13 protein-coding genes are annotated in these 12,342 nt (G+C 56.7%); 2 read left to right on the top strand and 11 right to left on the bottom strand.

Going from position 1 to position 12,342, the window contains the following annotated elements; all coding sequences use genetic code 11:
- Positions 1 to 76 precede the first annotated feature (76 nt).
- Together FNY10_RS23665 and FNY10_RS23660 are read right to left on the bottom strand one after the other, a co-directional pair.
- The gene (locus tag FNY10_RS23665) at positions 77 to 265 is read right to left on the bottom strand and encodes a hypothetical protein (protein ID WP_160704234.1); all 189 of its coding nucleotides are present in this window, start codon (positions 263 to 265) and stop codon (positions 77 to 79) included.
- 75 nt (positions 266 to 340) lie between these two features.
- Complete coding sequence (locus FNY10_RS23660) at positions 341 to 550, bottom strand: YdgH/BhsA/McbA-like domain containing protein (protein WP_160704235.1); 210 nt, start codon at positions 548 to 550, stop codon at positions 341 to 343.
- A 380-nt stretch (positions 551 to 930) separates the two neighbouring features.
- Between FNY10_RS23660 and FNY10_RS23655 the strand changes: the two genes are divergently transcribed.
- A complete protein-coding gene (locus FNY10_RS23655; RefSeq protein ID WP_160704236.1) occupies positions 931 to 2,550 on the top strand; it encodes an ABC-F family ATP-binding cassette domain-containing protein in 1,620 nt (539 codons plus the stop codon).
- 101 nt (positions 2,551 to 2,651) lie between these two features.
- On the opposite strand, the gene cspA is transcribed toward FNY10_RS23655, so the two are convergent.
- From cspA to FNY10_RS23640, 3 genes are all read right to left on the bottom strand, one after another.
- Positions 2,652 to 2,864, bottom strand: a complete 213-nt coding sequence (gene cspA / locus FNY10_RS23650) for an RNA chaperone/antiterminator CspA (protein ID WP_000014594.1) — start codon at positions 2,862 to 2,864, stop codon at positions 2,652 to 2,654.
- 261 nt (positions 2,865 to 3,125) lie between these two features.
- On the bottom strand, positions 3,126 to 3,416 hold the full coding sequence (locus FNY10_RS23645) for an HTH-type transcriptional regulator (protein ID WP_100682965.1): 291 nt from the start codon (positions 3,414 to 3,416) through the stop codon (positions 3,126 to 3,128).
- 241 nt (positions 3,417 to 3,657) lie between these two features.
- Positions 3,658 to 5,016 (bottom strand): MFS transporter, encoded by a 1,359-nt coding sequence (locus FNY10_RS23640; RefSeq protein WP_160704237.1) that lies wholly within the window; start codon positions 5,014 to 5,016, stop codon positions 3,658 to 3,660.
- A 440-nt stretch (positions 5,017 to 5,456) separates the two neighbouring features.
- On the opposite strand from FNY10_RS23640, the gene FNY10_RS23635 reads away from it, so the two are divergent.
- Positions 5,457 to 6,167: a DUF3053 domain-containing protein gene (locus tag FNY10_RS23635; RefSeq protein WP_100682967.1), complete on the top strand. Its 711-nt coding sequence runs from the start codon at positions 5,457 to 5,459 to the stop codon at positions 6,165 to 6,167.
- Between the two features lie 66 nt (positions 6,168 to 6,233).
- Here the strand turns inward: FNY10_RS23635 and ghrB are convergent, their stop codons facing one another.
- The 6 genes from ghrB to FNY10_RS23605 form a co-directional block, all read right to left on the bottom strand.
- On the bottom strand, positions 6,234 to 7,196 hold the full coding sequence (gene ghrB / locus FNY10_RS23630) for a glyoxylate/hydroxypyruvate reductase GhrB (protein ID WP_160704238.1): 963 nt from the start codon (positions 7,194 to 7,196) through the stop codon (positions 6,234 to 6,236).
- Between the two features lie 24 nt (positions 7,197 to 7,220).
- The gene (locus FNY10_RS23625) at positions 7,221 to 8,501 is read right to left on the bottom strand and encodes an MFS transporter (RefSeq protein ID WP_131049360.1); all 1,281 of its coding nucleotides are present in this window, start codon (positions 8,499 to 8,501) and stop codon (positions 7,221 to 7,223) included.
- A gap of 84 nt (positions 8,502 to 8,585) precedes the next feature.
- The gene (locus tag FNY10_RS23620) at positions 8,586 to 9,524 is read right to left on the bottom strand and encodes a sugar kinase (RefSeq protein WP_160704239.1); all 939 of its coding nucleotides are present in this window, start codon (positions 9,522 to 9,524) and stop codon (positions 8,586 to 8,588) included.
- 3 nt (positions 9,525 to 9,527) lie between these two features.
- The gene (locus FNY10_RS23615; RefSeq protein WP_160704240.1) at positions 9,528 to 10,277 is read right to left on the bottom strand and encodes a sugar phosphate isomerase/epimerase; all 750 of its coding nucleotides are present in this window, start codon (positions 10,275 to 10,277) and stop codon (positions 9,528 to 9,530) included.
- A gap of 110 nt (positions 10,278 to 10,387) precedes the next feature.
- Entirely contained in the window at positions 10,388 to 11,404 is a 1,017-nt protein-coding gene (locus FNY10_RS23610) for a LacI family DNA-binding transcriptional regulator (RefSeq protein WP_131049362.1), read from the bottom strand.
- 123 nt (positions 11,405 to 11,527) lie between these two features.
- Entirely contained in the window at positions 11,528 to 12,190 is a 663-nt protein-coding gene (locus FNY10_RS23605; protein ID WP_100682973.1) for an OmpA family lipoprotein, read from the bottom strand.
- Positions 12,191 to 12,342 lie beyond the last annotated feature (152 nt).

The following is a 12,342-nucleotide window of genomic DNA, read 5'->3' as shown; positions in this document are numbered from 1 at the left end:
AACCTGCCCTGGGGCAGGTTTTTTTATAGCGCTCAGCGACTCTCTCGCCTACCCGGACGCCTTGCGGCGGCCAGATTTACTGCAAATTCCCCGCGGTCAGACTCTCTTTATCAAAAGCGTGGCTGACGTTAATACGGTTCTGATGCACTGCGGTGTCCATGTTGGAACCGGCTTCCGGCTGCGCGGGACGCCGCTCTGCGGCGATGGCGCCAGATGATAATGAAGCGGCCAGAAACAGGGCGGTTATCACGCTGATATTTTTCATTTTATCTTCCTTTTCATCGTGTTGTCGTTGTCGCCTGTCTGGTTAACGTCCGGCGGCCCGGCAAGAGAGATTGCGTTATTTGTTCAGTTCTGCGGTCATATGCACGCGGTTGTTGAACTGGGCGCTGGTGATTTTATACGACGCGCCTTGTTCAGCGGCCTGGGCGGCAATTTTGGCTTCAGCACGATCCAGCGTGGAGGCGGTGGCGCTGATGCTCTGAGCGAAAGCACCGAAAGTCATCAGAGACAGAGCAGAAACTGCAACGAAAGTTTTGATAGATTTCATGGTCGTATTCCTTAAGTGATTTTGTTTGGTATGGAGCGTTGTTGCTCCGATGTGATAAATGATAGGACGATTATTGATCGATTAAAACTGGAACAATTTGCGCATCTCATTCAAAAAAATAGAATAAAAAATGCGCATATAAAACGGGGATGATTTCGGGGCGGTTTGACGTTTTAGCCGCGGGAGAGTCGCTCAACCCGCAGGTGTTTGCGGAAAAATTAATCTTGAAATGCAAGGACGAGTATGGCTATCCTGTGCCCCGACGAATCCCTCGTCTCACAGAGAGCACACTGAAAATGGACCAACACACCTGCTGAATTCGGATCCTTGCTGGCGCACTGCGTCTGTAGGGGAAATATGAATTTCATTCAGGAGTGCTTATGGCCCATCGTGCCCAATCCCCCTCTTTTATTTTGCATCAGGTCACCTGTCAGTTTGCGACGGGAGAGACGCTATTTGGCCCGTTGAATCTCTCGCTGGAAAATGCCCTCAGTGGCCTGGTCGGACGTAATGGCGTCGGGAAAACCCGTCTGCTGCGCCTGCTGGCCGGTATCGATACGCCTTCTGGTGGGCATATCGAACGGCCTGTTTCTCTGGCCTGTGTTGCGCAGCAGCACGCGATAACCCCGCAGACCACGCTGGCCGGGCTGCTGGGCTACGGGCCCTACTTTGCGGCCTTGCAGCGCCTCGGGCGCGGTGAGGCTCTGGCTGACGATGTCGATTGCCTCGAGGGCTGCTGGAACCTCCCGGATCGCCTGCGCGCAGGTTTTCGCGAGGCGGGTTTAGCCGATTTTGATCCCGAGCGCCCCGCATCATCATTGAGCGGCGGTGAGCGGGTGAAGGCCCTGCTATGCGGCGCTTTTCTGTCCGCGGCCGATTATCTGCTGCTGGATGAGCCCACCAATCACCTGGACAGGCAGGGTCGCGACTGGCTGTATCACCAGCTTGAATGCTGGCCCGGCGGGGCGCTGATAGCCAGCCACGATCGCGCGCTGTTATCCCGCATGTCGCGCATACTCGAACTGACGCCCGGCGCGTTGCGCAGCTACGGCGGTCACTATGCCGCTTATCAGCAGCAGCGCGACGCGGAGCAGCAGGCCGCGCGCGCGGCGTTAGACCATGCCGCCACCGAGCGCCGTCGCACGCGGGCGCGGATGCAAAAAGAGCACGATGCCAGTCAGCGACGTTCTGCTCAGACACTGCGCGTGGTGGATACGCTGAATATCGCCTCCTTTGAACGGGTAAAATATAAAGGAGCGGCGAAGGAGCGGCCCGGTACACTGCATCGCCAGCACCAGGAGCAAAATTGCGCGCTGAACGCCGCGGTTCTCCAGGCCCGTGAGCGGGTAGAGGAGGAGGCCACGGTGATGTTCACTCTGCCGGGAAGCCAGGTTGCCGCCGGTAAACAGGTGTTGGTCCTGGAGGCTTTGCAGCTGGCTTTCTCCGCCATACCGCCGCTCGACTGGCGTCTTGACGGGCCGCTGCGCGTGGCGTTGCGTGGCCCCAACGGCTGTGGCAAAACCACGCTGCTGAAAACGTTGATCGGTCTGGAATCGCCACTGTCCGGCAAGTGCCGGGTGTCGGTGCAGACGGCCTGGCTGGATCAGCATCTCACGCAGCTGGACCTGTCGCTGTCGGTCATGGCGCACCTTAATCTTGATGATACGCCGCTGGAGGCGGGTGTATTACGCAGCCGTCTTGCCCGGCTGCAGCTGGGCGCGGATAAAATCAATCTGCCGCTGTCGGCTTTAAGCGGCGGCGAGCGGCTAAAAGCCGCGCTGGCCTGCGTGCTATGGCGGCGAGAAGCCGCGCAGCTTCTGCTGCTGGATGAGCCGACAAACCATCTTGATTTGGCTGCCGTTCAGGCTATTGAGTCGGCTTTAGCCGCGTTTCCTGGCGCAATGATTGTCGTCTCTCATGATGAGGATTTTCTGCGGGGACTGCGGCTGACCCACTCTTTGACGTGGCAGGAGGATGGCTGGCATTTCTCAGCGCGGTGAAGACAAAAAGCTGCCCTCTGATGAGCGGCGGTTTTTTATTAGCAGATAAAAAAAATCCCCGCCGCGAGGCAGGGATCTTGAATTCTGAGCTTAATTTAAGCTTACAGGCTGGTTACGTTGCCAGCTGCCGGGCCTTTAGCGCCGCTTTCGATGGTGAAGGAAACTTTCTGACCTTCATCCAGAGATTTGTAGCCATCGTTCTGGATAGCAGAGAAGTGTACGAACACGTCTTTAGAGCCATCGTCAGGAGTGATGAAGCCGAAGCCTTTGTCAGCGTTGAACCATTTTACGATACCAGTCATTTTACCGGACATAGCGAAATACCTTTAAATAATAAATGAACCTTTCGGCGGTACGGTCTGGACTACAGATTTGAAGCTATAAAGGGAAAGTTCACTACCGGGGTATCTATGATAACCGCTCAAGGACTACTCTATACTAATGCTCTGTGGTCTGTACATCAAACCTGCGAGCATTAACTCATTTTTGCGGTGTGATAGCAAACCTTTTTTCATAGAAATAAAAACGGTCCCGATATAAGGACCGTAACCAGACCTGATTCTTATTATAGAGCTTTAGTCGATAATCTGCCTTGAAAGCTGCGGGTTTGCCTGAATCAGGCGCATTAATTTGAGCTCCGTGGATGAGGGTTTCACCCGTCTTGATTCCCACTCTTGTACCATCGCCACGCTGACGCCCATGGCATTGGCAAAATCATCAATTTTCAGACCAGTGCCTTTGCGAAGCTGTTCAAACTCGCTAAATGCGGTCTGCTTACGAGGCTGGGCGATCGTCTGGGAAATATCTTTGAAAACAATTTGTTCCAGGCTGCTAAGCAGTTCAAACACCGGATCTTTATATTCCATTGAGAACTCCTTCTGTCACACAGCAAAAGAAAATTTAGTCAAGCCTGTTAAGAATAGTCAGAAAAAACACAAAGAATAGTCACGGTGGTTATTATGTGCAGGCAGCCTATCGTCTTAACGGATATTCGGGGATGAAAACGGCAGATAAGGTGATGATTAATCATCAGACGTGTCGCAATGGAAAATTTTTGTAAACAGATGAAAAATCCGCCAGGCCAGCGGTTGCCCGCTGGCCTGAGGGTCAGGCTTTTTGCATATTTTCGGTTTTTGCCTGCGCAGGTATCGGCTGGCCCTTGCTTATCTTATATTTCACCAGCAGCGCGATAGCGGATAAAAACGCCGGAATCGACAACAAGGTAAAGATGGTCACGAAGGAGAGTTGCGCCTGCATCAGGAAGGCTCCGCTGAAGGCGCCGAGGATGCCGCCAAACCGGCCGAGGCCCAGCATCCAGGCGACGCCGGTCGCCCGGCCCTGGGTGGGGTAAAATCCGGCGGCCAGGGCCGGCATTGATGACTGCGCGCCGTTCATAATACTGCCGGCAATAAAGACCATTACGCCCATCAGCACCAGGCTGTTGGTGGAGAAGCCGACCAGAAAGACGCAAACGCCGGTCAACAGCCAGCCTACGGCGACCACTTTATTGGGGTTCATTTTGTCCATCAGAGCGCCGAGGATCAGCACCCCGATACCGCCGCCCAGCGGGAAGAGCGCGGTGATAATCGAAGCCTGGCTCATTGACGCCCCGGTTTCGCGAATCAGCAGCGGAAGCCAGCTGGTCAATAAATAGAAAATCAGCAGTCCCAGAAAGTAGGTCATGCACAGCATCACGGTACCGACGAGATAACGGGGGGAGAAAATGACGGCCAGGGCCGATTTGTCTTTCACCTGGCCGACTTCACGCAGCTCAAACTCAACCTGTTCAGGCAGCGGGGCGATACGACGCAGAATGGCGGCAATACGCTGCGATGGCTGGCGCTTGACCACCAGATAGCGTGCCGACTCCGGCAGTAAGAACACCAGCGCGACGGCAAGCAGCAGAGGCATCACGCCGCCCAGAATCAGGACGCTTTGCCAGCCGTAGTGCGGGATCATCCAGGCCGAGAGGAATCCACCCAGCGAAGAGCCCATCGGGAACCCGACAAACATCAGATTGACCAGCAAAGCGCGACGGCGTTCCGGCGCATACTCGCTCATCAGCGTTGCTGCGTTTGGCATGGCGGCGCCCAACCCGAGGCCGGTCAGAAAGCGCAGCAGCGTCAGTTGATTGAGGCTGGTGGCGAAAGCGGTCAACAGACTAAAGCTTCCGAAAACCACAATCGACATGAGCAGAACTTTTTTTCGGCCAATGCGGTCAGCCAACGGGCCTGCGGTCAGTGCCCCCACCGCCAGACCGACGAGCGCAGCGCTCATCACCGGGCCTAACGCGGATTTTTCCACACCCCATTCCTGTACCAGGTCAGAGGCAATAAAGCCGATGATGGCGGTATCAAACCCGTCCATCGCGACGGTAATAAAACACAGGGCCAGAATCATCCACTGGTACTTCGTAAACGGATGTTCGTTGATAAAAGCCTGAATATCGATGGTTGTCTTATTCATACAGCATTCCTGGCAGCCGGAGCGGGGGACGGTGTCGGGCAATTGCCGCCTCTCTCGCTGTCGTTAATGTGATTTGTGCGATAATCGAACGCATCGCCGTTAATCGCTCATTTATCAAACCACTGAACCTGGCCTCAGGCAACGCAACCGGCCCAGGAAGCGTGCGATTATCGTTCGCTTTCACGGATTCGACGCGCAACAATGATTTTATTTACAATAAAATCATGATGTTACTAACTATTCTCGCCGGGCGAGTTATGGCGTTAATTGTGATGGGCTTAACAGACGCTGGCGTTCTCCCGTCAATCGCCGCGAACGGTGCTTTTCCTGCGTAAGATTGTCAGGAAAGAGTATCCTGCAAGGCCGACCTGGACTATCCTTGTCAGCGTCTGGCACGCGTGTGTCCGTGTGCGCTTTTTTTGGCTGAAAGGAGTAAAAAAATGGCGACAGGAAAGTCCTGCTCTCGCTGGTTTGCGGCTATTGCGGCCTTATTAATGGTGGTTAGCCTGAGTGGGTGTTTCGATAAAGAAGGCGATCAGCGCAAAGCGTTTATCGACTTCCTGCAAAATACGGCAATGCGTAGCGGCGAACGTCTGCCGACGCTGACTGCCGATCAGAAAAAACAGTTTGGTCCTTTTGTTTCCGATTACGCGGTGATTTACGGCTATTCACAGCAGGTAAGTCAGGCGATGGATGCGGGTCTGCGTCCGGTCGTAGACAGCGTGAATGCGATTCGCGTGGCGCAGGATTATGTGACTCAGCGTGAACCGCTGCGTCAGGCAAACGGCGCGCTGGGCGTACTGAGCCAGCAGCTGGAAAATGCGAAAATGCAGGCCGATGGCGCACATAGCGCGCTGAAGCAGAGCGACGATCTGAAACCGGTCTTTGACCAGGTTTACAGCAAAGTCGTGACCGCCCCGGCGAACGCACTGCAGCCGCTGATTCCTGCTGCGCAGGTCTTTACTCAGCAACTGGTGCAGGTGGGTGATTTTATCGCTCAGCAAAATGCTCAGGTGAGCTTCGTGGCAAACGGGATTCAGTTCCCGACCTCGCAGCAGGCCAGCCAGTACAACGCTCTGATTGGCCCGCTGGCTGCCCAGCATCAGGCTTTCAACCAGGCGTGGACGGCGGCGGTTAACGCAACGCGTTAACCGGTTCGCCAGCCCGGGTCAGGCGTTGACCTCGACCCGGGTCGCTTCAGCTTACCCTCACTTCACCTACGGGTTGACGCAGTTCTTCTCAACCTTGCCATTCAGCGCATCAATCAAATTGTCTACCGCACAAGCCGCCATATTGTAGCGGGTCTCATGAGTGGCAGAACCGATATGCGGCAGCGCGACGACGTTCGGCAGGCTTAACAGCGGCGACTCTTTCGCCAGTGGCTCCTGCTCGAAAACGTCCAGACCCGCCGCGTGGATTTGGCCATTTTGTAACGCGGCAATCAACGCCTTCTCATCGACAACCGGGCCGCGCCCCGCATTAATAAAGATGGCGGAGGGCTTCATTTTGGCGAATTTTTCCGCGTTGAACAGGTGGTGAGTCTCGGCGGTCAGCGGCAGAATCAGACAGACAAAGTCGGCTTCCTGCAGCAGCGTATCCAGATCGCAGTAACGCGCGTTAAAACGCTCTTCCGCCTGCGGGTGGCGGCTGCGGGCGTTATACAGAATCGGCATGCCAAAACCGGCGTGCGCGCGCTGCGCCAGGGCCATCCCGATACGGCCCATGCCGACGATCCCCAGCGTTTTATGGTGCACATCGCTGCCGAACCAGTCCGGGCCGATGCTTTTCGTCCACTCCCCGGCTTTCACCCGGTTAGCCACCTCCACCACCCGACGGGAAGTGCTGAGCACCAGCGCCATCACCGTATCGGCAACGGTTTCGGTCAGCACGGTCGGCGTATGCATCAGCAGCACCTTGCGCGCATTCAGCGCCCCAACGTCGAAGTTGTCATAGCCGACGGAAATGGTGGAGGTCGCACGAAGCCTGGGCATTTTCTCCAGTAACGCGGCGTCAACTTTTTCGCTCGACCCCAGCAGACCTTCCGCCTGGGCAAAGGCTTCCGCATGCTGCTGGACGGTGTCAGGGCTCAGGTTTTTCACCCGAGTGACGGTAAAGTGTTTTTCCAGACGTTGCTGCAGGTCGTCGGGAAGCGTTTTATAGAGAATAACGGACGGCTTCATACGGATCTCCGTAAGTAGTAAAGGTCAGGCGTGACGAGCGCCGATAGGGAGCTTTTGATTGTTAGCAGGCTTAACAATTAAAGTAAGCCATACCGAGGCAAAAAGCGCCACTCCCATGAAAATGTATGAGGCTGACGGACTACCGGTGGTGCCGTTCAGGTAGCCCACGAACCACGAGCCAAAGAATGAACCTAATGCCCCCATGCTGTTGATGAGCGCCATTGCGCCGCCGGCGACGTTACGCGGCAGCATTTCCGGAATGATGGCGAAGAACGGGCCGTAAGGGGCGTACATTGCCGCGCCGGCAATCACCAGCAGCGTATAAGAGGCCCAGAAATGGTTAGCGCCGACGGCCCAGGAGCCGATAAAAGCCAGCCCGCCAATCAGCAGCAGCGGCCAGACGAACAGTTTACGGTTCTGCATTTTATCGGACGCCCAGGAGACGACGATCATCGCAATCGTCGCGGCCAGATAAGGCACCGAAGAGAGCCAGCCGACTTCCACCATCCCCATATTGACGCCGCCGCTGCGGATAATTGACGGCAGCCACAGAACAAAACCGTACACGCCGATGCTCCAGGCAAAATACTGCATGCACAGCAGAATGACGTTACGTGAGCGGAAGGCTTCGCCGTAGTTACGCACGGCTTTAATACCCTGCTGTTCGCTCTCCAGCTGCGCCTGCAGCGCGGCTTTTTCGTTTTCCGACAGCCAGTCCACCTGCGACGGTTTATCTTTGACCAGCACCCACCAGCAGAAGGCCCAGAGGACGGCCGGAACGCCTTCAATAATAAACATTTCACGCCAGCCGAAGGACTGAATCAGGTAGCCGGAGACCACCGACATCCACAGTACCGTGACCGGATTCCCAAGGATTAAGAAGGTGTTGGCGCGTGAACGTTCTGATTTGGTAAACCAGTTGCTGATGTAAATCAGCATCGCCGGCATGACGGCCGCTTCAACGACGCCGAGAATAAAACGGATCGCCGCCAGCGCCGGAATATTGTGCACCATCCCGGTCAGCGAGGCGCAGGCACCCCACAGGATCAGGCAGATGAAAATCAGCTTACGTACGCTACGGCGTTCAGCATAAATCGCCCCCGGGATCTGGAAGAAGAAATAACCGAGGAAGAAAAGTGCGCCAAGAAGCGATGAGATACCTTTGGTAATGCCTAAATCTTCCGTAATGCCCGCTGCCGAAGCAAAACTGAAGTTTGCGCGATCAAGATACGCCAGGCTATACGTGATAAACACGATAGGCATGATGTACCACCAGCGTTTGGTTGCATTGGTAGAGCTGTTCATAGGCTTGCCTCTAAAGTTGAGGTTCATGACGCCGCCGCCGTATGTAGGGTACAGAGGAGGCCGTTATTATTACGCCGGTCCGGGCTATTCGCCCAGCGCCCCGCGTGTGGGTAATCCTTCGCTGTCGCCCTGGACCTGAATGGCCAGCGCGCCAATTTTGTTGCCGCGCCGTATCGCTTGTTGCAGCGTTTTTCCCTCCAGCAGAGCGCTAATCACGCCGACGGCAAAACCATCGCCGGCGCCCACGGTATCGACGACGTTATCGACTTTGACGGCTGCGACGGCGCCCTGTTCGCCCGCGGCGGTTTTGAACCAGGCGCCGTCGCTGCCGGTTTTAATGATCACGGCCTGAACGCCGCGCGTGAGATAGAAATCGGCAATCCCTTGCGGAGTTTGTTGGCCGGTGAGGATCATGCCTTCTTTGATGCCCGGCAGAACCCAGTCGGCCTGAAAGGCGAGGTGATTGAGTTTTTCCACCATCTCGGCTTCGCTTTTCCACAGCACCGGGCGCAGATTCGGATCGAACGAGATAGTCTTCCCCTGGGCCTTCATGGTGGCGGCGGCTTGCTCCAGCAGGGCGTATGAACTCTCCGACAGCGCGGCGGCGACGCCGCTGAGGTGCAGATGGCGAGCGCTGGCGAAGTAATCGGCGCGAAAATCCTCTGGCGACAGATGGCTGGCGGCGGAACCTTTGCGGAAGTATTCCACAATGGGATCGGTTCCATTTTCGACTTTGGATTTCATCTGAAAGCCGGTTGCGTAGCGGCTGTCTTCACGGACGCCGCGCGCATCAATCCCTTCTTTGGCCAACGAACGAAGGACAAAGCGGCCGAAACTGTCTTGACCCACGCGGCTAACCCAGCCGACTTTCAGCCCCAGACGAGCCAGGCCGGTGGCGACATTCAGCTCCGCGCCGGCGACGCGTTTCATAAAGTGTTCTACTTCGGCCAGATCGCCGGTTTCCGTCGCGACAAACATCGCCATCGCTTCGCCGATGGTGACGACATCTAATGTGTTTTCCATGACTTATTCCTCGCGTAACAAATTCACATAGCGACGGGTGACGGCCGTCAGATCGTGACCCACCAGCGGAAATTCGATCCCTCGTGGGGCATCGGCAGGCAGGTTGGCGAGCAGCGCCAGCCAGCGAGCAGGGGCCTCGTCAGGAGGGATGGCGCGAAAGTGCGCATGATGCGGCTCTGCGGCTTTGACGTGGATGTAGCTGACGGCGGGCGCCAGATGACGTGCGGCCTCTTCCGGCGAATCGCCGACCCACAGCCAGTTACCCATGTCGAAGGTCAGCGTGACGGGCAGCTGATTCACCCGACAGGCGGCTTTAAAGCGCTGCATTGGCGCAAGCTGGCCGCAGTCGGTCTGGTCGTTTTCTACCACCAGCGTCATGCCGCTCTCCTGCAGGATGCGGCGCAGCGATTCCAGACTGTTGTTATGGGTAAAATGGCCGAGCGACAGTTTTAACCACAGGGCGTTAAGGGTCTGCGCTTCCTGCAACAGCGTCGGCAGACGCGGGTTAAGCGCACCATTCGCTTCAAACAAGGCTTCCGGTGCGGAGTAGCAGGTCAGCAGGTTGTGGCGCTCGATGGTGGCGGCCAGCGCCGGCAACTGCTTGAGCTCGTCGGCGCTGAATAGCTCGCGGCGAATCTCCACGCCATCGGCGCCGGATCCGGCGATAAACGGCAGTACGGCGGACTGACCGCCAAGTTCTTTAAGGCAATCATGACCATAGGCGGCGGTCACGACAATAATTTTTCTGGCCATCTGACAAACTCCCGGTAGCGCTGTAGCGAATCACACTATTACGCTAGATGGTACCGGTTCCAAAGAAAAGCAGAGGATGTCTAATTTATGATCACCATCACGAAGGAAGGTTAGCGGGAGGTCGATCCCCGCACGATCAGCTCGCCGGAGAAGACCCGTTCGCAGATGGGGTCGGTAGTGCCTTCAATCCGGCGCACCACCTGCTCAACCGCGGCATAGCCAATCTGCCACGTGGGCTGTTTGAGCGTGGTAATACCCACGCCCGCCAGCTCCGCCCACTCCAGTTCATCGAAGCCGAGCAGGCCGATGTCGCTGCCCCAGACCAGGTCGATTCGCTTGAGTGCGCGCGCAACCTGTAGCGTCAGGGCGCCGTTGGCGGAAATCAGCGCCTTGCGCATGCCGCGGTGGCGGGAGTGGAACTGGCGCAGCACCGTATCGAGCATGGCGCCGTCGTTGAGTGGAACTTCCGCGTTTTCCGCGACGATGCCGCTGTAGCGCTGGAGGGTGGCGCGAAACGCGCTCAGGCGTTCGCGACGGGTGTTCACCGAACCGAGCGGCTCGCTGAGGAACAGCAGGGCTTCAAATCCTTTCTCCACCAGATGTTCTGTGGCGGTGGTCGCGGCCTGGGTGTTGTCCAGACCGACGACATCACAGGCGAAGTCCGGGATTTTGCGGTCAATGAGCACCATCGGCAGCGCCGACTGCTGCAGGCGATTCAGCCCCTCTTCACGCATTCCGACGGCGTTGACCACGATCCCCTCAACCTGGTAGCTGCGCAGCAGGTCGAGATAGTGCAGCTCCTGGTTGAGCTCGTTATTGGTATTACACACCAGCAGAGTGAAGCCCTTTTCGCGACAGGCCGCTTCGATGCCGCTGAGAACATTGACCGAGTAGGGGTTGGTGATATCGGCGATGATCAGGCCAATCAGCCGGGTACGACCATGTTTCAGGCCGCGGGCCATCAGGCTGGGGCGGTAGTTGAGTTCGGCAATCGCTTTTTCAATGCGCGCCAGCAGGTCATCGGAAAGCAGGTGCTTCTCGCCATTGAGGTAGCGTGAAATGCTGGTTTTGCCGGTGTTTGCGGCTTTCGCCACATCGCTAATGGTTGCTCGCGCCGCTTTCGCCATGATGGCTTCCTTTGCTGAAATCTGGAGAACACCTTAGCGCGAAAATCTGCTATATCAAGCATTTTGCCCGGCAAGCGGCGCTTACCGGGCGAAGGAGACGGCGGTCGCGGTCGACTGCCGGACTTACTGGAGCGGACTCAGGGTGATTTCTACGCGACGGTTTTGCGCTTTCCCTTCCGTCGTGCTGTTGCTGGCGATAGGATTCGCCGGGCCCATGCCGCTGGTGCGAATACGGTTTGCCGTCACGCCCTGGGTGATGAGGGCGCTGGCCACGCTGTCGGCACGTTGCTGCGACAGGCGCATATTCAGCTCCTGACTGCCGGTGCTGTCGGTATAGCCCACGACGTTAACCGCGGTTTTCTCATACTCTTTCAGCACCATGGCCACGCCGGTGAGGGTGTTTGCTCCGGCCGGTTTCAGGTTGGCGCTGCTGCTGTCAAAGGTGACATTATTTGGCATGTTCAGCACGATGTTATCGCCATTTCGCGTCACGCTGACGCCCGTTCCCTGCATTTTCTCGCGCAGTTTTGCTTCCTGCACATCCATGTAATAACCGATGCCGCCGCCCAGCGCCGCCCCGGCCGCTGCGCCAATCAGCGCGCCTTTGCCGCGATCTTTTTTCGACGAGGAGAGTGCGCCGACGCCCGCGCCGACCAGCGAGCCGATCCCGGCGCCGATGCCGGATTTCCCGGCTTCACGTTCGCCGCTATACGGGTTGGTGGTACAGCCAGAAATCGCCAGGGTGCCGCTAACCACAGCCGCAATCATGAGTACGCGTTTTTTCATCTTCTTTCCTTAATCCTTTTTATTCTTTGTCACAGCGTGCGTGACGGTTGATTATGACGTCCCGTTACGTAGAAAATTCCCCGGACCGGCACTCTTTTTGTAAATAACATTGAACGGTCATGTCACAGGCCGTCACAACCCTGCATTCGCTG

This window comes from Klebsiella sp. Lac1, from assembly GCF_009825425.1.
In the GTDB taxonomy this organism is placed as follows: Bacteria; Pseudomonadota; Gammaproteobacteria; order Enterobacterales; family Enterobacteriaceae; genus Klebsiella; species Klebsiella electrica.
The sequence above is the reverse complement of the archived record's forward strand: the minus strand, read 5'-3'. Positions and strand labels throughout refer to the sequence as shown.

Bases quoted from the DNA above. Each gene is read 5' to 3' on its own strand.
- cspA (WP_000014594.1), bottom strand. From the start codon at position 2,864: ATGTCCGGTAAAATGACTGGTATCGTAAAATGGTTCAACGCTGACAAA.
- FNY10_RS23655 (WP_160704236.1), top strand. From the start codon at position 931: ATGGCCCATCGTGCCCAATCCCCCTCTTTTATTTTGCATCAGGTCACC.
- FNY10_RS23625 (WP_131049360.1), bottom strand. From the start codon at position 8,501: ATGAACAGCTCTACCAATGCAACCAAACGCTGGTGGTACATCATGCCT.
- FNY10_RS23665 (WP_160704234.1), bottom strand. From the start codon at position 265: ATGAAAAATATCAGCGTGATAACCGCCCTGTTTCTGGCCGCTTCATTA.
- FNY10_RS23620 (WP_160704239.1), bottom strand. From the start codon at position 9,524: ATGGAAAACACATTAGATGTCGTCACCATCGGCGAAGCGATGGCGATG.
- ghrB (WP_160704238.1), bottom strand. From the start codon at position 7,196: ATGAAGCCGTCCGTTATTCTCTATAAAACGCTTCCCGACGACCTGCAG.
- FNY10_RS23605 (WP_100682973.1), bottom strand. From the start codon at position 12,190: ATGAAAAAACGCGTACTCATGATTGCGGCTGTGGTTAGCGGCACCCTG.
- FNY10_RS23660 (WP_160704235.1), bottom strand. From the start codon at position 550: ATGAAATCTATCAAAACTTTCGTTGCAGTTTCTGCTCTGTCTCTGATG.
- FNY10_RS23635 (WP_100682967.1), top strand. From the start codon at position 5,457: ATGGCGACAGGAAAGTCCTGCTCTCGCTGGTTTGCGGCTATTGCGGCC.
- FNY10_RS23640 (WP_160704237.1), bottom strand. From the start codon at position 5,016: ATGAATAAGACAACCATCGATATTCAGGCTTTTATCAACGAACATCCG.
- FNY10_RS23610 (WP_131049362.1), bottom strand. From the start codon at position 11,404: ATGGCGAAAGCGGCGCGAGCAACCATTAGCGATGTGGCGAAAGCCGCA.
- FNY10_RS23645 (WP_100682965.1), bottom strand. From the start codon at position 3,416: ATGGAATATAAAGATCCGGTGTTTGAACTGCTTAGCAGCCTGGAACAA.
- FNY10_RS23615 (WP_160704240.1), bottom strand. From the start codon at position 10,277: ATGGCCAGAAAAATTATTGTCGTGACCGCCGCCTATGGTCATGATTGC.